Annotated in this window: 15 protein-coding genes and 2 tRNA genes; 15 read left to right on the plus strand and 2 right to left on the minus strand. The window is 36.0% G+C overall.

The genetic code is table 11. From position 1 onward, the window contains the following. The first annotated feature begins 174 nt into the window (after positions 1-174). A tRNA-Gln gene (locus tag AC51AA_RS15525) sits at positions 175-245 on the plus strand. A gap of 143 nt (positions 246-388) precedes the next feature. Further along, positions 389-459 (plus strand) — tRNA-Gln (locus tag AC51AA_RS15530). A 66-nt stretch (positions 460-525) separates the two neighbouring features. On the opposite strand, the gene AC51AA_RS15535 is transcribed toward AC51AA_RS15530, so the two are convergent. Continuing rightward, entirely contained in the window at positions 526-1,350 is an 825-nt protein-coding gene (locus AC51AA_RS15535) for a universal stress protein (protein WP_500703131.1), read from the minus strand. Between the two features lie 174 nt (positions 1,351-1,524). On the opposite strand from AC51AA_RS15535, the gene rimP reads away from it, so the two are divergent. Genes rimP through infB form a run of 3 tightly spaced genes read left to right on the plus strand, consistent with a single transcriptional unit; the run spans position 1,525 to position 6,178 of the window. Continuing rightward, positions 1,525-1,989, plus strand: a complete 465-nt coding sequence (gene rimP / locus AC51AA_RS15540) for a ribosome assembly cofactor RimP (RefSeq protein WP_500703132.1) — start codon at positions 1,525-1,527, stop codon at positions 1,987-1,989. A 13-nt stretch (positions 1,990-2,002) separates the two neighbouring features. Then, the gene (gene nusA, locus AC51AA_RS15545; protein WP_041516381.1) at positions 2,003-3,250 is read left to right on the plus strand and encodes a transcription termination factor NusA; all 1,248 of its coding nucleotides are present in this window, start codon (positions 2,003-2,005) and stop codon (positions 3,248-3,250) included. Between the two features lie 48 nt (positions 3,251-3,298). Further along, on the plus strand, positions 3,299-6,178 hold the full coding sequence (gene infB, locus AC51AA_RS15550) for a translation initiation factor IF-2 (RefSeq protein ID WP_500703133.1): 2,880 nt from the start codon (positions 3,299-3,301) through the stop codon (positions 6,176-6,178). Between the two features lie 1,314 nt (positions 6,179-7,492). Here the strand turns inward: infB and AC51AA_RS15555 are convergent. Continuing rightward, positions 7,493-7,882, minus strand: a complete 390-nt coding sequence (locus tag AC51AA_RS15555) for an SPOR domain-containing protein (protein ID WP_500703134.1) — start codon at positions 7,880-7,882, stop codon at positions 7,493-7,495. Positions 7,883-8,100: 218 nt separating this feature from the next. Here AC51AA_RS15555 and AC51AA_RS15560 point away from each other — a divergent pair, with 218 nt between their 5' ends. The 10 genes from AC51AA_RS15560 (at position 8,101) to queG (ending at position 21,654) form a co-directional block, all read left to right on the plus strand. Next, a complete protein-coding gene (locus AC51AA_RS15560) occupies positions 8,101-9,426 on the plus strand; it encodes a c-type cytochrome (RefSeq protein WP_500703135.1) in 1,326 nt (441 codons plus the stop codon). 32 nt (positions 9,427-9,458) lie between these two features. Continuing rightward, positions 9,459-12,524, plus strand: a complete 3,066-nt coding sequence (locus AC51AA_RS15565) for a TAT-variant-translocated molybdopterin oxidoreductase (RefSeq protein ID WP_500703136.1) — start codon at positions 9,459-9,461, stop codon at positions 12,522-12,524. Positions 12,525-12,562: 38 nt separating this feature from the next. Then, positions 12,563-13,963, plus strand: a complete 1,401-nt coding sequence (gene nrfD, locus AC51AA_RS15570; protein ID WP_500703137.1) for an NrfD/PsrC family molybdoenzyme membrane anchor subunit — start codon at positions 12,563-12,565, stop codon at positions 13,961-13,963. After that, positions 13,956-14,480: a DUF3341 domain-containing protein gene (locus AC51AA_RS15575; RefSeq protein WP_500703138.1), complete on the plus strand. Its 525-nt coding sequence runs from the start codon at positions 13,956-13,958 to the stop codon at positions 14,478-14,480. The genes nrfD and AC51AA_RS15575 overlap by 8 nt, the downstream gene beginning before the upstream one ends. Before the next feature lie 8 nt (positions 14,481-14,488). Then, positions 14,489-15,034: a c-type cytochrome gene (locus AC51AA_RS15580; RefSeq protein WP_500703139.1), complete on the plus strand. Its 546-nt coding sequence runs from the start codon at positions 14,489-14,491 to the stop codon at positions 15,032-15,034. A gap of 27 nt (positions 15,035-15,061) precedes the next feature. Continuing rightward, the gene (locus tag AC51AA_RS15585) at positions 15,062-16,456 is read left to right on the plus strand and encodes a quinol:cytochrome C oxidoreductase (RefSeq protein WP_500703140.1); all 1,395 of its coding nucleotides are present in this window, start codon (positions 15,062-15,064) and stop codon (positions 16,454-16,456) included. Positions 16,457-16,475: 19 nt separating this feature from the next. Then, complete coding sequence (locus AC51AA_RS15590; protein WP_500703141.1) at positions 16,476-17,657, plus strand: cytochrome c oxidase subunit II; 1,182 nt, start codon at positions 16,476-16,478, stop codon at positions 17,655-17,657. A 30-nt stretch (positions 17,658-17,687) separates the two neighbouring features. Continuing rightward, positions 17,688-19,484, plus strand: a complete 1,797-nt coding sequence (locus AC51AA_RS15595; RefSeq protein WP_500703142.1) for a cytochrome c oxidase subunit I — start codon at positions 17,688-17,690, stop codon at positions 19,482-19,484. Between the two features lie 110 nt (positions 19,485-19,594). Continuing rightward, positions 19,595-20,617 carry a Holliday junction branch migration DNA helicase RuvB gene (gene ruvB / locus AC51AA_RS15600; protein WP_500703143.1) on the plus strand — a complete coding sequence of 341 codons (1,023 nt, stop codon included), beginning with the start codon at positions 19,595-19,597 and terminating at the stop codon, positions 20,615-20,617. 113 nt (positions 20,618-20,730) lie between these two features. Then, positions 20,731-21,654: a tRNA epoxyqueuosine(34) reductase QueG gene (gene queG, locus AC51AA_RS15605; RefSeq protein ID WP_500703144.1), complete on the plus strand. Its 924-nt coding sequence runs from the start codon at positions 20,731-20,733 to the stop codon at positions 21,652-21,654. The last annotated feature ends 540 nt before the right edge of the window (positions 21,655-22,194 follow it).

Below are 22,194 nucleotides of genomic sequence, written 5' to 3' on the forward strand. Positions count from 1 at the left end.
TTAACAAAAAATTCTGCAAAAGTATTAGTACAAACTAACGCATTGTTTTTTAGGATCTTGCGGTTTTATTGGCGGTACAGAAGAAAAAAAATGAAAAAAAATCGATTTTTTTCTGGGAAAAAGTTTGCGTAAACTAAAAAAAGCTTTAAATTTGCACTCGCTTAACCGCTGTATTGGTCTATGGTGTAATGGTAACACAACTGTTTTTGGTGCAGTCTTTCAAGGTTCGAGTCCTTGTAGACCAACGGAAAAGCCTCTCAATTGAGAGGCTTTTTTTATGAAATTAGTTTATGAAAAAAAATAAGCTATTGATTGAAATAAAAAAAAACCAAGAGTTTGCATAAACTAAAAAAAAGTTTTAAGTTTGCACTCGCTTAGCGGCATTTAGTGGTCTATGGTGTAATGGTAACACAACTGTTTTTGGTGCAGTCTTTCAAGGTTCGAGTCCTTGTAGACCAACGGAAAAAGCCTCTCAATTGAGAGGCTTTTTTTATGGGATAAATTGAGCAAAATAAGAGGTGTTGCTTAGATTTTGAAAGTCATCAAAGGTCTAACGGTGTGGTTGGCTAGGTCTTCGCTAATGCTTCCGTTGAAGAAATGCGCAAAACCAGTTCTTCCGTGTGTGCACAGTGCGATAATGTCGGCATTGACGCTATTGGAGAAGTTAATGATTCCTTTTTCAATATTGGTATCGTTATAAATTTGTGTAGTGTAATTGGTGAGGTTGAATTCAGAGATGAAATTCTTCATTGTTTTTTCGGCTGCATAGGTTGTTTTGAAACTGTTGAGGGTGCAAATCATTACTAAATGCAGTTTCGAGTCAAATAATTGAGCAAATTGTATAAGTTTTTGAAAGGGTTTTTTGGTTTCTTCAGAGAAATCTGAGGCGAAAGCAATACTAGAAGTGTTGAAGTCAATGATGTTTTTTTTGATGACTAAAACGGGGATTTCTGAATTGCGAACTACTTTTTCGGTATTGGATCCAATGAGTAATTCTTGCATTCCGGAAGAGCCATGTGAGCCCATGATTATTAAATCGATGTTGTTCTCTTTGCTTACTTCTGAAATGCCCTGAACAGTATGGTCTATTTTGGCGATTTCGGTAACGGGAATTCCTTTTAAATAGTCTCTTTCTGCGATTTCATCCAACATTTGGTTGGCTTTTTTTATGAAAAGCATGGTTTCAGGAATGCTTACGCCACCCAATATGGCATCGTTCATTTGGCTCGGCAATTCGAGGATATGGAGGATGATAATTTCTGAATTATTTTTGCGGGCAATCTGTGCGGCGACTTTCAAGGCGGCTTCAGCGTGCTGAGAGAAGTCGGTTGGAACGAGAATTCTTTTCATAATTTAAGTTTAAATAATATGAATAATCCGTTATTTTAAGGCTATTATAAAGATAAGAAATATTTTTAGAGCAATCTATTTATTTTGGTTTATAAAAAAAACACTATATTTGCACCGTTATTTATTAAAATCTAAATAATGAGGGGACTAAGTGTCCCCTCTTTTTATAAAATTATGACATTTAAAGAAAAAGTAAACACATTAATTGCAGAGGCTCTAATTGATAAGCCGTCAATCTTTTTGATTGATTTGGCTATATCGGACTCTTTCAAAATTAGCGTAGGTTTAGATGGAGATAGTGGTGTGGCACTTCAGGATTGTATTGACGTTAGTCGTGCAGTCGAGAATAATCTGGATCGTGAAGAGCAGGATTTTTCGCTTGAAGTAGCATCTGTTGGAGTAGGATCGCCTTTGAAATTGACAAGACAATACATAAAAAACGTTGGTAGAACGTTGATTGTGACGACTAATAATGAAAAAATTGAAGCAGAATTGGTGGAAGCTAACGATGTTTTTATAATTTTGTCTTGGAAAGCCAGAGAACCGAAAAAAGTAGGAAAAGGAAAAGAAACAGTTCAAAAAGAGCAACAAATACCTTATACAGAAATTAAAGAGGCAATTGTTACAGTAACATTTTAATTAAAGAATTCGCATGGAAAATTTAGCATTAATCGATTCATTCTCAGAGTTTAAAGATAATAAACTTATTGATCGTGTAACGCTTATGGCAATTTTAGAGGACGTGTTTAGAAATGCATTGAAGAAAAAATACGGCTCTGATGATAACTTCGACATCATTATAAATCCTGATAAAGGAGATATGGAGATTTGGAGAAGAAGAGTTATTGTTGCTGATGAAGATCTAGATTTCGAAAACGAAGAAATTACCTTGACCGAAGCTAGAATGATCGAAGCGGATTTTGAAATTGGTGAAGAAGTTTCTGAGGAAGTTAAATTGATTGATTTAGGAAGAAGAGCTATTTTGGCTTTACGTCAAAACTTAATATCTAAAATTCACGAGCACGATAATACCAATCTTTACAAGCAATTTAAAGATATTATCGGTGATATTTATACTGCTGAAGTGCACCACGTTCGTCCTAGAGTAGTGATCTTAGTAGATGACGAAGGAAACGAAATTGTACTTCCGAAAGAAAAACAAATTCCATCTGACTTTTTCCGTAAAGGAGATAACGTTCGTGGAATTATAGAAAGCGTTGAATTAAAAGGAAATAAACCTCAAATTATCATGTCTAGAACTTCTGAGAAGTTCTTAGAGAAATTATTTGAACAAGAAATTCCTGAAGTATTCGACGGTTTAATTACGGTTAAAAATGTAGTGCGTATTCCTGGTGAAAAAGCGAAAGTAGCTGTTGATTCATACGATGATCGAATTGATCCAGTTGGAGCTTGTGTGGGTATGAAAGGATCTCGTATTCACGGAATTGTTCGTGAGTTAGGAAACGAAAATATCGATGTAATCAATTATACAAGTAACATTCAATTGTTTATTACAAGAGCATTAAGCCCTGCAAAAGTTTCTTCTATCAAAATTGATGAAGAAAACAAAAGAGCTGAAGTTTTCTTGAAATTGGAAGAAGTTTCAAAAGCAATTGGTAGAGGAGGTCATAATATAAAATTAGCAGGTCAGTTAACAGGATACGAATTAGATGTTATCAGAGAAGGTGATGTTGCTAGTGGCGAAGATGATGACGTTGAATTAACAGAGTTTTCAGATGAAATTGAAGGCTGGGTTATCGAAGAGTTTGCAAAGATTGGTTTAGATACGGCTAGAAGTATCTTAAAGCAAGAGGTAGAAGATTTAGTAAGAAGAACTGATTTAGAAGAGGAAACGATTCTTGATGTTATGAAAATACTAAAAGAAGAGTTTGATAGCTAGTTATCTGCTCTAACAACACAACGAAAAAGGTAATAATAAAAAGGTTATATGTCTGAAGAGAGAGTAATAAGAATAAACAAGGTTTTAAGGGAATTAAATATTTCGTTAGAAAGAGCTGTTGATTATCTAAAAGATAAGGGAATTGCTATTGATGCAAACCCAAATGCGAAAATTTCTGACAGCGAATTTAATATCCTACAAAGCCAATTTGCGGGCGACAAGGGGAATAAGGAAGCTTCTAAGGAGGTAGGAGAAGAGAAAAGAAAAGAGAAAGAAGCATTACGTGTTGAACGTGAGAAAGAAATCGAAGACAAACGCAGACAAGACGAAGAGCGCCAAAAGCAGCAGGAAATTATTAAAGCGAAAGCTGTAGTAACAGCACCTGTGCAAGTAGGTAAAATTGATTTGAATCCAACTAAGAAACCTGCAGTTGTTTCTACTCCTGCTGAGGAACCAGTTAAAGCTGAAGAGCCTAAAGTAGTTGTTGCTCCATCTCAACCAGAAAAGCCTGCTCAAAAAGAAATTGTACAGCCTGAGCCAGTAGTGGTTCCTGTAGTTTCTGAAGAGAAAAAGGTAGAAAAGCCTATTATTACAGAGAAAAAAGAAGTAAAAGTGGAAGCTCCAAAAGTTTCGCAAGAGCCAGTTGTTTCAACTGACCCTGCTACTGCTGAGGAGACGATCACTACACAATATCAAAAATTATCTGGAACTACTCTTACAGGTCAAACAATTGATTTATCTCAATTTAATAAACCTAAGAAAAAGAAAGAAGATCCAAAGATAACACCTAATAAGCCAGGTGCTCCAGGAGCTGCAAACAACGCTAACAAAAATAAGCGTAAAAGAATAGCTCCTAAGCCAGGTGCTCCAGGTGCGCCAAAACCTGCAACTCATGCTCCAGGGACGCCAAATCCTAATAAAATCACGCCTAACACAGGTGGTGGTGGATTTAATGCGAACAGAAGTGCAAGACCAGGATTTGTAAAAGGAAACCGTCCAGCCATTGTAGCTAAAGTTGAGCCTACTGAAGAGGAAGTAAAAAACCAAATTAGAGAGACTCTTGAGAAGCTTCAAGGTAAAGGTGGTAAATCTAAAGCTGCAAAATACAGAAGAGATAAAAGAGATACGCACCGTCAGAAATCGGATGAAGAGCAAAGAGCAATTGATGAAGGAAGTAAAACCATTAAGGTTACGGAATTCGTTACAGTTGGTGAAATTGCCATCATGATGGATGTGCCGATTACTAAGGTAATTGGAACGTGTATGTCTTTGGGTATCATGGTAACCATGAACCAACGTTTAGATGCTGAAACGTTAACTATTGTAGCCGATGAGTTTGGTTATGAAGTTGAGTTTATTACAGTAGATATCGAAGAAGCAATTGAAGTAGTTGCCGATAGAGAAGAAGATTTAGTGGTAAGAGCACCGATTGTTACGGTAATGGGTCACGTCGATCACGGTAAAACATCTTTACTGGATTATATCCGTAAAGAGAATGTTATCGCTGGTGAGTCTGGAGGTATTACACAGCATATTGGAGCTTACGGAGTAACTTTAGATAATGGTCAAAAAATCGCATTCTTAGATACACCAGGTCACGAGGCGTTTACTGCCATGCGTGCACGTGGAGCTCAAGTTACGGATATCGCTATTATTGTAGTAGCTGCGGATGATGATATCATGCCACAAACAAAAGAAGCAATTTCTCACGCACAAGCTGCGGGAGTGCCAATTATATTTGCAATCAATAAAATTGATAAACCAAATGCTAATGTTGAGAAAATCAAGGAGCGTTTGGCTAGTATGAATTTACTTGTTGAAGATTGGGGTGGAAAAATTCAATCACATGATATTTCTGCTAAAGTTGGAACAGGTGTAAAAGAATTATTAGAAAAAGTTTTATTAGAAGCGGAAATTTTAGATTTAAAATCTAATCCAAACAAAGCAGCTCAAGGAACTGTGGTTGAGGCATTCTTGGATAAAGGAAAAGGATATGTGTCAACAATTTTAGTTCAACACGGAACTTTAAAAGTTGGAGATTATATGTTGGCTGGTAAACACCACGGAAAAATCAAAGCGATGCATGATGAAAGAGGACATATTGTTTTAGAAGCAGGTCCTTCAACTCCAGTATCAGTTTTAGGTTTAGACGGTGCTGCAACGGCAGGTGATAAGTTCAATGTATTTGAAGATGAAAAAGAAGCAAAACAAATTGCCTCTAAACGTTCTCAATTAATGCGTGAGCAATCTGTACGTACACAAAGACATATTACCCTTGATGAGATTGGTCGTCGTATTGCTCTTGGTCAGTTTAAAGAATTGAACGTAATTCTTAAAGGAGACGTTGATGGATCTGTTGAAGCATTATCAGATTCGTTCTCTAAACTTTCTACAGAAGAAATTCAGATTAATATTATACATAAAGGTGTTGGAGCAATTACTGAAACTGACGTTATGTTGGCTTCTGCTTCTGACGCGATCATTATTGGATTTAATGTTCGTCCTGCTGGAAATGCGAGACAACTTGCTGATAAAGAAGAAATCGATATCCGTTACTATTCTATTATCTATGCAGCTATCGATGACTTGAAAGATGCAATGGAAGGAATGTTAGCTCCTGAGATGAAAGAAGAAATTTTAGGAACTGCTGAAATCCGTGAGATTTTCAAAATTTCTAAAGTAGGTTCTATTGCAGGATGTATGGTTATGGATGGTAAGATCATGAGAACTTCTAAAATTAGAGTTATTAGAGATGGAGTAGTAGTGCATACAGGTGAGCTTGTGGCCTTGAAACGTTTCAAAGACGATGTTAGAGAAGTTTCTAAAGGTTACGATTGTGGTATTCAAATTAAAGGATACAATGACATTGAAGAAAGAGATGTTATTGAAGCATACCATGAAGTAGCGATCAAGAAAAAATTGAAATAGAATTGAACTATTTTATATATAAAGAAAATCCCGAGCAATCGGGATTTTTTTTTGCTCTTATTTTAAGGAAATGAAGTTGCTTTTTATGGCCGGTTTGGTTTCGGCCTGCTTTACTGAAGTTTAAGTGGAGGGTATTTTTGTTGGTTTTTGTATAAAAAATATAGAAAGCTTGGTGTGGATTAAAGTAGTTTTTGAGGGGAGTTTTTTTTGCTAAACTTTAAAGCCTAATTGTTTTTATCGGAATTCAGGAGTCTAAGGATGTATTTTGGACTAGGTCGGTTTTGGTTCGTTTTGGATTATGGATGGAACGTGATGGGTTTACTGTGTATTGTTGGTAGAAGCACTGGAGTTTTATGGGATAGGAGATAAAAGGGTTTGGGGGGTTAGGTAAGTTTTTGAGAAGTGGAAGGAAGCAGTGGTAGATTGGTGGACTTGGAAAAAGGGTGTCGGATCTTGCTGAGAATAGTGGCTTGTTTTTGATGTCTTGGGTTTTGGAGTGGTATAGTTTAAAAAAAAACAGGACTGGAGGAATGAAAAAGGAGATGGACACGTTGTTTTTATGGAGGGTGATAGGGGGTGTAAAGTAGGATCGAGATGCAATGCGACGGGTAAGGTAGTGCTGACCCAGGTAAGTTGTAAATTGGATCTAGAATCTCGGAGAGTTGTGACGGCTTAGATTATTTTGGAGTTGAGCAAATGGTGAGTCAAAGATCTGGTACTTGTTCTAAGTGCAGGTTTTTATCGGTTTGGTTTTGCTGAGGCAGTGGTTTGAGTTGGGGGCATGCTGTAAAGAGGGTGTAAGAGTGAATTTGTAGAACTTGTTCTTTGAGTTATCCAGAAGAAGTGGAGGGCGTGTTAAGGTAACTAGGACTTGGTGTGTGTAGGTAGTTCACAAGTTAAGACAAAGTAGTTGTTTTGTGGTTTTTCAATTGTGAGGGAAGAAAAATTTTGAGTTTTGAGATGGATAAGAGGTAGGTGTTTTGAGGTGTTTAGAGGTGTTTGTAGAGGGTAAGAGTAGAAGGTTGTTGTTTGGTATGGAGATTGATTTTGGCATTGATTTGACCTTCTTGTTGGGTTTGTTTGTGAGGTAGTTCTTTTAGGGAAGGAAGGTTAATGTTGATTTTATGGAGATGAAGCAAGAGGGTACTGTTGTTTTTTTTTACGAGAGGATGTGGGGGAGTGGTAGATTAGGATTTTGCTATTGTTTTAAGATATAGGAGATGGGGTGTATAAGTAGGGTGAGCGAGGGTGATGTGCATAAAAAAAGCAACTCAAAGAGAGTTGCTTTTTTTATGCTATCCATTTAGGCAGGGCTTATCTACCTGGTTTTATTAAGAAAACACTTTTGTATTTTTTCTTGATTTCAGCTAGGTTTCGTTCCGCTTCTATTCTGGTTTTGAAATTCCCTACCATTACTTTGTAGTTAGGGGTGTTGAAAATTATTGTACCGTCAACAGTGCTGAATTCTCTTTTAAAATCGGCTAAAATTTTCTTGGCTTCTTCACTTTTTCCACTAAAGATTTGAATTCGATAAGTGTCGTTTGTTGTTAGTGATGAGTTGATTTTACGTTTTTCGTTCAGTAATTGGTCGAATTTAGGGTCTTGATTTAGTGTTAAATTTTGGTCTTGAGCATTAATATTATAAGCTAAAGAGATCATTGTTAGTGTTAAGAAAACTCGTTTCGATGGGGTTAAAATTCTCATAATGTGATGGTTTTTATGCAAAAATAGTATTTAAAGTTTGTATCAAAAATTTTAATATTATTTAGAATTGATATAAATTGATATTTAAGAGTATTTTAAGGTTTTGAGAATAGTACATAAGTCGTATTTTTGTGCAAGTTTTAAAAGAAGGTATTCGGTTTTTACTGATGTTATACAGAAAAAATCATACCAAAAATTAGTAGATAATTTTATACTATATGAAAAAGGTGGGTAACCATAATTCGATCTCAAGAAAATTATTACTTAGCTTATCGCTAACGTTGATTTTCTCCCTAACTTCATTTGCTCAAGATGCTGCTGCTTCTGCAGCGCCTGAAGCTGCTGCTCCGGCTGCTGCTGCAGGTGGTGATCCAGTAAAAGGGAAAGAACTATTTAATGCAAATTGTGCTGCGTGTCACAAACTAGATGCTAAATCGACCGGGCCTGCTCTTAGAGGCGTGGCGGAAAAACATGAAAAAGCTTGGCTTTACAAGTGGATTCATAATAGCTCTGAAATGATCAAATCAGGTGATGCTGCTGCAGTTAAGCTTTTTGAAGAAAATAATAAGTCTGTAATGACTTCTTTTCCACAATTAGCAGTAGCAGATATCGATAATATTATTGCATATACTTCTGAAGTTAAAAAAGAGGTTCCTGCTGTTGCTGGAGCTTTACCAACAGGTGACGTTAAAGAAGGAACTGGAATTTCTAATAATATTATATTAGGTGCTCTTGCTCTTGTAATGGCTATTTTGGTAGTGATGTTATTTATGGTGAACAAAGTGTTGACTAAAGTAGCAAATGCTAACGGAATAACGGTTGCTCCGAAAGAAGCTAGAACTCCAATTTGGAAAGCTTTTGCGAGAAATCAATTTTTAGTATTGGTTACATCTATCTTCTTGCTTTTGGCTAGTGGGTTCTTTGTATACGGATATTTGATGCAGGTAGGTGTTGATCAAAATTATGCGCCAATTCAGCCAATTCACTATTCTCACAAGATTCACGCTGGTGATAATGAAATCAATTGTAAATATTGTCACTCTGCTGCTCGTGTAAGTAAAACAGCTGGTATTCCATCTTTGAATGTTTGTATGAACTGTCATAAGAATATTTCTGAAGTTGCTGAAACTACTGCTACTCCTGAGTACAGCAAAGCGTTTTACGATGGTGAAATTCAAAAATTATACGACGCTGTTGGTTGGGATAAAGCGACACAAGCTTATACTGGAAAAACCAAACCTGTGAAATGGGTTCGTATTCATAATTTACCTGATTTTGTATACTTCAACCACTCTCAGCACGTAAATGTTGCTGGTGTTGAATGTCAAACTTGTCACGGTCCAGTGCAAGAATTTGAAATCATGAAGCAATATTCTAAATTAACAATGGGATGGTGTATTGATTGCCATAGAAAAACTGATGTTAAGATGGAAGGAAATGCATATTATGATAAAATTCATGCTGAACTTTCTAAAAAATACGGTGTAGAGAAATTGACTGCAGCGCAAATGGGAGGTTTAGAATGCGGTAAATGCCACTATTAATCGAATTATTAAGATTTTAATATTTATATACAATGTCATCAAACAAAAAATACTGGAAAAGTGTTGAAGAACTAGAAAACAGTTCTATTGTTGAGGCGCTTAGAAATAACGAATTTGTTGAAGAAATTCCTACTGATGAATTTTTAGGAAATGCAGATGCTTTAGCGACATCTGGAACTTCACGTCGTGACTTTTTAAAGTACGTAGGATTTAGTACTGCAGCGGTTACTCTTGCTGCTTGCGAAGGTCCTGTTCACAAGTCTATCCCTTATGTGTTACAACCAGAACAAATCATTCCTGGTGTTGCTGATTATTATGCAACTACTGTTTTTGATGGTTTTGATTTTGCTAATCTATTGGTGAAAACTCGTGAGGGTCGTCCAATTAAAATTGATAACAATACTATTTCTGGAGCTAAATTTTCGGCGAATGCTAGAATTCACGCGTCAATCTTATCATTATATGATAGTATGCGTTTGAAAGAGCCTAAGTCGAATGGAAAAACTAGCAGCTGGTCTGCGGTTGATTTAGAAATCAAATCTAGTCTAGCTGACGCGAAAGCAAAAGGTGGACAGGTAGTGTTGTTGACAAATACTCTAGCGAGTCCTTCTACAGAAAGATTAATTAGTGAATTTATCGCTAAGAATCCAAATGCGAAACATGTTGTTTATGATGCGGTTTCGTCTTCAAGTGCACTTGATGCATTTGAAACAGTTTACGGAGAAAGAGCTTTAGTGGATTATGATTTTTCAAAAGCCGCTGTAATTGTTTCTGTTGGAGCTGATTTATTAGGAGACTGGCAAGGTGGAGGATATGATGCAGGATATGCAAAAGGTAGAATTCCAGCAGGAGCTACTGGAGCTAAAAAAATGTCTCGTCATTTCCAATTCGAATCAAACATGACATTGTCTGGAGCTGCTGCAGATAAGCGTATCGCAATGACGGTAGCGGATCAAAAGCAAGCTTTAGTTCAAATATATAATATCGTTACAGGATCTTCTGTTGGGGTTACTTTAGATAGTAAGTTTAAAGCAGAAGTTACTAAAGCTGCGCAACAACTTAAAATGGTTGGTGCACAAGGAGTTTTAGTGTCTGGAATCGAAGACAAAAATGCTCAATTATTAGTTTTGGCTATTAATCAAGCATTAGCTAGTGAAGCTTTTAGTACAGTAGGTACAAGACAAATGAGAAAAGGTTCTGATGCTATTGTAGCTCAGTTGATTAAAGACATGAATGCAGGTAGCGTTCATACCTTAATCATGAGTGGTGTTAATCCAGTGTATACCTTAGCGGATTCAGCTGCTTTTGTTGCTGGATTGAAAAAAGTAAAAAAATCAGTTGCTTTCTCTTTGAAAGAAGATGAAACTGCTGCTATTACTACAATTGCTGCTCCAGTTCCTCATTACTTAGAGGCTTGGGGAGATGTTATGATTACAAAAGGAACGTATAGTTTGACTCAACCAACTATTCGTCCTATCTTCAATACAAAACAATTTCAAGACGTTTTATTATCATTAAACGGTATTGCAGGAACATATTACGATTATATCAAAGCTGCTTCAGCTGGTATTGCTGTAGGATCTTCTTGGAATAAAGTTTTACATGATGGTGTTTTTGTATCAGGTTCTACTGCTTTGTCTGCAGGATCTGTTGATTACAACACTGCAGCTGCTCAAGTGGCAAAAGCGAAAACAGCTGGGGAATTTGAATTAGTATTGTATACTAAGACTGGTTTAGGGGATGGACAACAAGCAAACAATCCTTGGTTGCAAGAGTTACCTGATCCAATTACTAGAGTTTCTTGGGATAACTACGTTACTGTTTCTAATGCAGATGCAAAGAAATTAGGTTTAACGAATCAAATCGTTGCTAACGGTGGTTTGAACGGAAGTTATGCTACTATTACTACTGCAGATGGTGCTAAAATGGAGAATGTTCCTGTAATTGTTCAGCCAGGTCAAGCGGTTGGAACAGTTGGTTTAGCTCTTGGTTACGGTCGTAAAGCAGCATTGAAAGAAGAAATGGTTGTAGGTTTAAACGCTTACGCTTTATATAAAAATTTCAATAATGTTCAATCTGTTTCTATTGCTAAAGCAAATGGAGAGCACGAGTTTGCTTGTGTTCAAGGACAGAAAACATTAATGGGTAGAGGGGATATCATTAAAGAAACTACTTTAGAGATCTTCAATACTAAAGATGCAGAGCATTGGAATGAACAACCGAAGGTATCATTGGATCACCAAGAGGTTGAGGCTACAACAGTTGATTTATGGGAGTCATTTGATCGTTCAACAGGACATCACTTTAACTTGTCAATTGACTTAAACGCTTGTACTGGATGTGGAGCATGTGTTATTGCTTGTCACGCTGAGAACAACGTTCCTGTTGTAGGTAAGGCAGAGGTAAGAAGAAGTCGTGATATGCACTGGTTGCGTATCGATAGATATTATTCTTCTGAAAGCACTTTTGCTGGTGATAACGAAAGAAAAGAGAATATTGCAGGTTTATCTAGTTCATTATCTACATTTAATGAAATGGAAAAAGCAGGTGATAACCCACAAGTTTCTTTCCAACCAGTAATGTGTCAACACTGTAATCACGCACCATGTGAGACAGTTTGTCCAGTTGCTGCTACTTCTCACGGTCGTGAAGGTCAAAACCATATGGCGTATAACAGATGTGTTGGTACTCGTTATTGTGCGAACAACTGTCCGTATAAAGTACGTCGTTTTAACTGGTTCTTGTACAACAAAAACAGTGAGTTTGACTATCACATGAATGATGATTTAGGTCGTATGGTATTGAATCCAGACGTAAACGTTCGTTCTCGTGGAGTTATGGAAAAATGTTCTATGTGTATTCAAATGACACAAGCAACTAAATTGAAAGCTAAAAATGAAGGTCGTGCAGTAGTGGATGGAGAATTCCAAACCGCTTGTTCAAATGCTTGTTCTTCTGGAGCTATGATGTTTGGTGATGTTAATGATAAAGAAAGTAAAATTGCTAAATTAGCAGCTGATGAAAGATCTTATCATTTATTAGAGCATGTTGGAACAAAACCTAATGTGGTTTACCATGTTAAAGTTAGAAATACGTAGTACAAAAAATTATTAATTAAGAAACAATATAAAGGATTATGTCGTCTCATTACGAAGCACCCATTAGAAAACCTTTAGTTATAGGTGATAAATCTTATCACGATGTAACAGTAGATGTAGCTGCACCTGTTGAAGGTAAAGCAAACAAACATTGGTGGATTGTATTTTCAATCGCATTAACAGCCTTCATTTGGGGGTTGGGTTGTATAACTTACACCATATCTACCGGTATCGGAACATGGGGATTAAATAAAACAGTTGGTTGGGCTTGGGATATCACGAACTTTGTTTGGTGGGTTGGTATTGGTCACGCAGGAACGTTAATTTCTGCGGTATTATTACTTTTCCGTCAGCGTTGGAGAATGGCGATTAACCGTTCTGCTGAAGCCATGACTATTTTCTCAGTAGTTCAAGCAGGTTTATTTCCAATTATTCACATGGGTCGTCCATGGTTAGCGTATTGGGTTTTACCTATTCCAAATCAATTTGGATCTTTATGGGTAAACTTTAACTCGCCTCTACTTTGGGACGTATTTGCAATTTCAACATACCTTTCGGTATCATTGGTTTTCTGGTGGACTGGATTGTTACCTGATTTTGCGATGCTACGTGATAGAGCGGTAACGCCTTTTACAAAAAGAGTATATTCTATCCTAAGTTTTGGATGGAGTGGTAGAGCAAAAGACTGGCAACGTTTCGAAGAAGTATCTTTGGTACTAGCAGGTTTGGCAACTCCACTTGTACTTTCTGTGCATACGATTGTATCTATGGACTTTGCTACTTCGGTAATTCCAGGATGGCATACTACAATTTTCCCTCCATACTTCGTTGCTGGAGCGGTTTTCTCTGGATTCGCAATGGTAAATACCTTGTTGATCATTATGAGAAAAGTTTCTAATCTTGAAGCTTATATCACAGTACAACATATTGAGTTGATGAATATCGTAATCATGATTACGGGATCTATTGTAGGTGTAGCTTATATTACTGAGTTATTTGTAGCTTGGTATTCAGGAGTAGAATACGAACAATATGCATTCTTAAACAGAGCTACTGGACCTTACTGGTGGGCATATTGGTCAATGATGACTTGTAACGTTTTCTCTCCACAATTCATGTGGTTCAAGAAATTAAGAACAAGTATCATGTTTTCATTTATTATTTCGATAGTGGTAAATATCGGTATGTGGTTTGAAAGATTCGTAATTATCGTTACTTCTTTACATAGAGATTACCTTCCATCTTCTTGGACAATGTTTTCACCAACATTTGTTGATATTGGAATTTTCATCGGAACGATTGGTTTCTTCTTCGTGTTGTTTTTATTATACTCTAGAACATTCCCAGTTATTGCTCAGGCAGAGGTAAAAACAATTTTGAAAGGAACAGGAGATAATTACATTAGAGAAAGAGCAAATAAAGATTCACATCATGAGTAATAAAGTAATATACGCCATTTATAATGACGATGATATTTTGATGGATGCAGTTAAGAAAACTAGAGCAGCTCATCATCATATTGAAGAAGTTTTTACTCCATTCCCTGTTCACGGGTTGGATAAAGCTATGGGTTTAGCACCTACAAGATTAGCAATTTGTTCTTTCTTATACGGATGTGTTGGTATTTCTTTTGCTACCTTCATGATGAGTTATATTATGATTCATGACTGGCCACAGGATATCGGTGGAAAACCAAGTTTTAGTTTCATTCAAAACATGCCTGCATTCGTGCCAATTATGTTTGAAATGACTGTATTTTTTGCTGCCCACTTAATGGTTATTACTTTTTATATGAGAAGTAGATTATGGCCATTTAAAGAAGCTGAAAATCCAGATGTAAGAACAACAGATGACCATTTTTTAATGGAAGTTGCTGTAAACGATAATGAAGCTGAATTAGTTTCATTCTTCGAAGGTACAGGAGCTGTTGAAGTTAAAGTAATTGAAAAGAATTAATTGTAGCTATGAAAAGGATATATAAAATAACACTTTTAGTTGGTATAACTATTTTAGTTTCATCATGCCACAATACTTCGGCACCAAACTATCAGTATTTCCCTAATATGTATGAGGCGGTAAGTTATGAAACTTACGGAGAGTCTAAAGTATTTAAAGGAGGAAAAGAAGGACAACTTCCAGTGGAAGGAACGATCAATAGAGGTTTTGAGCCTTATGAATATGAAAACTCAACGGCTGGTTATGACTTGGCGAAAGCAAATTTAAAATCACCTTTGGATTCTATCGCAAGAAATTCTGGAAAAGGAAAAGAACTTTATGATATTTACTGTATTAGTTGCCATGGTGCATCTGGTAATGGTAAAGGTAAATTGGTTGAAAGAGAAAAATTTCTTGGAGTACCTAGTTATAAAGACAGAGAAATTACTGAAGGAAGTATCTTTCACGTAGAGACTTATGGTTTAAATGCAATGGGTTCACATGCCAATCAATTAAGTGCCCACGAACGTTGGTTAGTTGCTGACTATGTTCTAAAACTAAAAAGCCAATTATAATTGTTGAACAAACTGATCGTAATAGATATGTATACATTTTCAAGTAAATTAAAAACTTTTTCTATCATCCTAATGGCCGTTGGTATATTAGGTATTGGGTATGGTTTTTTAAGTGCGCCTAAAGATATTCAAGAAGTTGAAAAAATACTAGCTGCAGATGCTCATGGTTCTCATGGTGCTGCGCATGAAGAAGCTGCAGAGCCTTCTCATGAAGAAGCTGGACATCACGAAGCTGCTGAAGCTTCGCATGAAGCGCCGAAAGGTGGCGAGCATGCAAAAGTTAATGCTGCAGATGAGCATGAAAAACATTTAGAGCATGTGTTGCACCAGTTGCAAAACAAACCATGGTCAGCATTATATGTTGCCTGTATTTTCTTCTTACTACTTTCAATGGGAGTTTTAGCATTTTATGCTATTCAACAAGTGGCTCAAGCTGGTTGGTCTCCTGTATTGTTTAGAGTAATGCAAGGGATTAGTTCTTACTTACCTGTAGGATCTTTAATTTTCTTTATCATTTTGATTCTTTGTGGTTTGCATTTTAATCATATGTTTGTTTGGTTAGGAGAAGGCGTTACGGATCCTAATAGTGCTAATTATGATAAAATTATTGCTAATAAAGCAGGATACTTAAACTTTCCTTTCTGGATTGTTAGAGCGGCTATCTTTTTAATAGGATGGAATGTGTATCATTACTTTTCTAGAAAAAACTGTTTGGCACAAGATGAGGCTAATGATGATTTAAACTACAAAAAGAATTTTAAAATATCTGCTGGATTTTTAGTGTTCTTCATTGTATCTGAGTCTATCATGTCTTGGGATTGGATTATGTCAATTGACCCACACTGGTTCAGTACATTGTTCGGATGGTATGTATTTGCTTCTTTCTTCGTAAGTGGTATTACTACAATTGCATTGGTTACAATATACTTAAAATCTAAAGGATATTTAGAGTTCGTAAATACAAGTCATATTCATGATTTAGCTAAATTCATGTTTGGTATTAGTATTTTCTGGACGTACTTATGGTTCTCTCAATTCATGTTAATTTGGTACGCCAATATTCCTGAGGAGGTAACTTATTTTATCACAAGAATTCAATTGTATAACTTACCTTTCTTCGGAGCTGTTGTTATGAACTTTGTTTTCCCATTGTTGATATTAATCGGTACAGATTTCAAACGTATTAATTGGGTTATTGTAATGGCTGGTGTTGTTATTTTATTAGGTCACTATATTGATTTCTTTAATATGATTATGCCTGGTACAGTAGGAGACAAATGGTTCATTGGAGTTTCTGAAATTGCATCTATACTTTTCTTCTTAGGTTTATTTATTTTTGTTGTATTCACAGCATTAACTAAAGCTCCTTTGTTAGCTAAAAGAAATCCTTTCATAGAAGAAAGTAAACATTTTCATTATTAATATTTAAAGAAGTAAACAGATGACAAGTTTGTTGGTAATTATAGTTGTAGTTTTATTAGCAGTTGCATTATGGCAATTGACCAAGATATTTGATCTTACTCAAGTAGGATCTTCTTCGGACGATTCACAAGTTGCATCAGATAATGATAATAATATTCAAGGATATCTTATGTTTGGCTTTTTAGCTTTCATTTATATCTTTACGATTTACGGTTTACTAAAATGGGGGCATTTAGCACTTCATACTCCTGCTTCTGAGCACGGATTGTTAGTAGACAGTTTAATGAATATTACTTGGGTTTTGATCTTTACAGTTCAACTAATCACACAAGGTTTATTGTATTGGTTTTCTTTTAAATATAAAGGAAATAAAGATAAAAAAGCAAAGTTCTTTGCTGATAGTAACAAATTAGAGGCGCTTTGGAGTATTATTCCATCTGTAGTTTTGGCTTGTTTGATTCTTTACGGATTGTACGCTTGGAACAACATTATGTTTGTTGATAAAGACGAAGATGTAATTGAAATTGAATTATACGCACAACAGTTTAAATGGACTGCTAGATATGCTGGTGCAGATAATACTTTAGGAAAAGCGAACGTAAGATTGATTGAAGGGATTAACACTTTAGGTGTTGATATGTCTGATAAAAATTCTCAAGACGATATCGTAGTTTCTGAATTACACATACCAAAAGGTAAAAAAGTGCATTTCAAAATGCGTTCTCAAGATGTTTTGCACTCTGCTTATATGCCTCACTTTAGAGCACAAATGAACTGTGTTCCAGGTATGGTTACTGAGTTTGCATTTATTCCAACTTACACAACTGCTGAATACAGAGAGTTGCCATTTATGGTGGAGAAAGTATCAAATATCAACAAACTTAGAGCTCAAAAGAGTGTGGAGTTAGTTGCTAAAGGAGGTACTGCTTTAGATCCTTATACTTTTGATTATTTATTATTATGTAATAAAATTTGTGGAGCTTCTCACTACAACATGCAAATGAAAATTGTTGTGGATACTCCAGAAGAATATAAAAAATGGTTAAGCGAAAAAACGACTTTAGCTCAGGATATTAAGGCAGCGGAAGCGGCTAAGAAACCAGCAGAAGGAGTAGAGGCTACAGATAGTACTGCTACGGATACTGTTAAAGCGGTTATCGACACTGTTAAGGCAGTTGTAGCTAAAGTTACTATGAAATAATATTATTAAGAAAATTTAAAGTACACATATATGTCAGCAGAAGCACACGATCACGGACACGATCACGAGCATGAACATCATCATAAAGACACTTTCATTACTAAATATATCTTTAGTATTGATCACAAAATGATTGCCAAGCAATACTTGATTACAGGTATTATTATGGGAGTTATTGGTATTGCAATGTCGTTGCTTTTTAGAATGCAATTAGCATGGCCGGAAGAATCTTTTAAGATCTTTAATGTTTTATTAGGAGATAAATTTGCACCTGATGGTGTAATGGCTAATGATATTTATCTAGCTTTAGTTACGATTCACGGTACCATCATGGTATTCTTTGTACTAACGGCTGGTTTGAGTGGAACCTTTAGTAATTTATTGATTCCGCTTCAAATTGGAGCAAGAGATATGGCTTCTGGATTTATGAATATGATATCCTACTGGTTGTTTTTCTTATCTGCTGTAGTGATGTTAAGTTCTTTGTTTGTTGAGGCTGGACCAGCTTCTGCTGGATGGACAATTTATCCTCCATTGAGTGCTTTACCACAAGCGATTCCAGGTTCTGGAACAGGTATGACTTTATGGTTAGTATCTATGGCGATCTTTATTGCATCTTCTTTAATGGGATCTTTAAATTATATCGTAACGGTAATTAACTTAAGAACTAAAGGAATGTCTATGACTAGACTTCCGCTTACGATCTGGACTTTTTTCGTAACGGCTATCATTGGTGTTGTTTCGTTCCCAGTTTTGTTATCTGCTGCTTTATTGTTGATCTTCGATAGAAGTTTTGGTACATCATTCTTCTTATCTGATATTTATATTGCTGGAGAAGTTTTACATTACCAAGGTGGATCTCCAGTATTGTTCGAACACTTATTCTGGTTCTTAGGACACCCTGAAGTATATATTGTAATTTTACCTGCAATGGGACTTGTTTCTGAAATTATGGCTACGAACTCTCGTAAACCAATTTTCGGATACAGAGCGATGATTATGTCAGTTTTAGCAATTGCATTCTTATCTACTATTGTTTGGGGGCACCATATGTTTATCTCAGGAATGAATCCTTTCTTAGGATCTGTATTTACTTTTACTACTTTATTGATTGCAATTCCATCTGCTGTAAAAGCGTTCAACTGGATTACAACTTTATGGAAAGGTAACTTGCAATTCAACCCTGCAATGTTATTCTCAATCGGAATGGTTTCTACTTTCATCACTGGAGGTTTAACTGGAATTATCTTAGGAGACAGTACATTAGATATTAACGTTCACGATACATACTTCGTAATTGCTCACTTTCACTTAGTAATGGGTATCTCTGCACTTTACGGAATGTTTGCTGGTATTTACCACTGGTTCCCAAAAATGTACGGAAGAATGTTGAATAAAAACTTAGGTTATATTCACTTTTGGGTAACTGCAGTTTGTGCTTATGGAGTATTTTTCCCAATGCACTTTATCGGATTAGCAGGTTTACCAAGACGTTATTATACGAATACTAGTTTCCCATTGTTTGATGATTTACAAAACGTGAATGTTTTAATCACGATGTTTGCCTTAATCGGAGGAGCTTTCCAATTGGTTTTCTTATACAACTTCTTTGCTAGTATTTTCTACGGTAAGAAAGCAGTTCAAAATCCATGGAAATCTACAACTTTAGAGTGGACTACTCCTGTTGAACATATCCACGGTAACTGGCCAGGTGAAATTCCTCACGTATACCGTTGGCCTTATGACTACAGTAACCCAAATCACGACGTAGATTTTGTTCCTCAAAATGTGCCGATGAAAGAAGGTGAAGAGATTTTACATCACTAAAAATATTTATAGAAAGACCGTCCTAACCGACGGTCTTTTTTTTGCTTTAGTACAGAATCAACCGCTATTTTTCTGTTTTACAAACTGATTAGTTTGTCTATCTTTGTAACATGAATGAAAACCTAGATCCTACCACAAAAGGATACAACCCAGAAGAGTTAGATCTTGAAAAAAGATTGCGTCCCCTATCCTTTGATGATTTTGCGGGACAAGATCAAGTTTTGGAGAATTTAAAAGTTTTTGTGGCTGCCGCGAATCAACGTGGAGAAGCGCTTGATCATACCTTGTTTCATGGACCTCCTGGATTAGGAAAAACAACTTTGGCTAATATTTTGGCCAATGAACTTCAAGTAGGAATTAAAATTACCTCAGGTCCTGTTTTGGATAAACCTGGTGATTTGGCTGGATTGTTAACCAATCTGGACGAAAGAGATGTGTTATTTATAGATGAGATTCATCGTTTGAGTCCTATAGTGGAAGAATATTTGTATTCGGCCATGGAGGATTTTAAGATCGACATTATGATTGAATCAGGTCCTAATGCCAGAACGGTACAAATTAATTTAAATCCTTTCACCTTAATAGGGGCGACGACTAGATCGGGATTATTAACCGCACCGATGCGTGCTCGTTTTGGAATATCTTCCCGTTTACAATATTATACTACAGAACTTTTAACCACCATTGTGGAACGAAGTGCTTCGATATTGAAAATGCCTATTTCTTTAGAGGCGGCTATTGAAATTGCTGGTAGAAGCCGAGGCACTCCTCGTATTGCTAATGCTTTGTTGCGTAGAGTACGTGATTTTGCACAGATAAAAGGAAATGGTACTATCGATATTGAGATTGCGCGTTATGCTTTAAAAGCACTTCATGTGGATGCGCATGGATTAGATGAAATGGATAATAAAATTTTGCTCACGATCATCAATAAATTTAAAGGAGGTCCAGTTGGACTTTCGACTTTGGCTACGGCTGTTTCAGAAAGTAGCGAGACGGTGGAAGAAGTGTATGAGCCTTTTTTAATTCAAGAAGGTTTTATTATGCGTACACCTCGTGGTCGTGAAGTGACTGATAAAGCGTACAAACATTTAGGTAAAATAAACACCAATATTCAAGGCGGATTGTTTTAGCATATAGCTGTTATGGATACAGCAGTTGTAATTCAATTTTTATTAGTCTAAACAAACGTGACGAAAGAAGCTAACTTTGGCTATAAAACGTTTCGTGTTATATTATAGTTGCCGTGATCAATTCAAAGGAGACCTATTCACAATTTATTAAATCCGAGGCTAAGCGCCTTGGTTTTTTATCTTGTGGTATATCGAAGGCTGGTTTTTTAGAGCAAGAAGCGCCACGACTGGAGCAATGGTTGAAAAACCAGCATAACGGTAAAATGGCCTATATGGAAAACCATTTTGATAAACGTTTAGATCCTACTTTATTGGTTGATGATGCTAAAAGTGTGGTCTCACTTTTACTCAATTATTACCCGCAAGAAACACAAAATCCAGAAAGTTTCAAAATTTCAAAATATGCTTATGGACAAGATTATCATTTTGTCATCAAAGAAAAGCTTAAGGAATTACTAGAATCCATACAAACCGAAATTGGAGCTGTTTCCGGTCGTGCTTTTGTAGATTCTGCACCCGTTTTAGATAAAGCTTGGGCTGCCAAAAGTGGTTTGGGCTGGATCGGTAAAAACAGCAACCTACTCACTCAAAAAGTAGGCTCTTTTTATTTTATAGCGGAACTTATTCTAGATCTAGATTTAGAGTATGATAGTCGTACGACGGATCATTGTGGTTCCTGTACGGCTTGTTTGGATGCTTGTCCAACACAAGCCATTGTTGCACCTTATGTAGTCGATGGCAGTAAATGTATTTCTTATTTCACAATCGAACTCAAAGAGAACATACCCCAAGAAATGAGGGGTAAGTTTGATGATTGGGCCTTTGGTTGTGATACCTGCCAGGACGTATGTCCTTGGAACCGCTTCTCTAAAGCGCATGCAGAGCCCTTGTTCAATCCCAACCCAGAAATGCTGGCTATGTCTAAAAAAGACTGGCTTGAAATCACCGAAGAAACCTTTCGTGTAGTATTCAAAAACTCCCCCCTAAAAAGAGCAAAATTTGACGGACTGAAAAGAAACGTTAATTTTTTGAAGTAGCTTTTTTACGTCAGTTTTTGCATATGTAAGTTAATTTTCTTATGGAGTAGATGATCTGTTCTATTTTGAGAGGATTTGGAATTAAATTACCTGAATTTGTTAGTAAAAGGAATTAAGGCTAATTTCAAATTATATCCTATTTATGCATTATTATCTATGAATTCAATAGTTTAGGAATTTTACTATAAAATATACCTTAATAAACATACTTCTGTTGTTGAATTACAAACGTTTTTATTACAAGTTGTTAATTATTTTGGCGAAATATGCTAGGTTTTTTCCTATCAAGGATGTAGTTCAGCGTTTAAGTAGGTAGTTCATCGGTTCGTGTAGTTGTTTTTTTAACTCTTTATATACTTTCGCACCGCCAAACTACCTATTTATAAATTTAATAACGACTTGTAGTCGTCACTGATTTGATTATGAAGCCTAATTTATTACACTCGTGAGAAATTTCATTCGATCTTTTTCTAAGTCTAGTGTCAACTATCCAAATTATACTTATTCCTATTTTCTGAATTGCTTTTGTGGCGATTCGGA

The sequence above is a fragment of the Flavobacterium sp. OHVDL-2026-0007 genome, assembly GCF_059882335.1.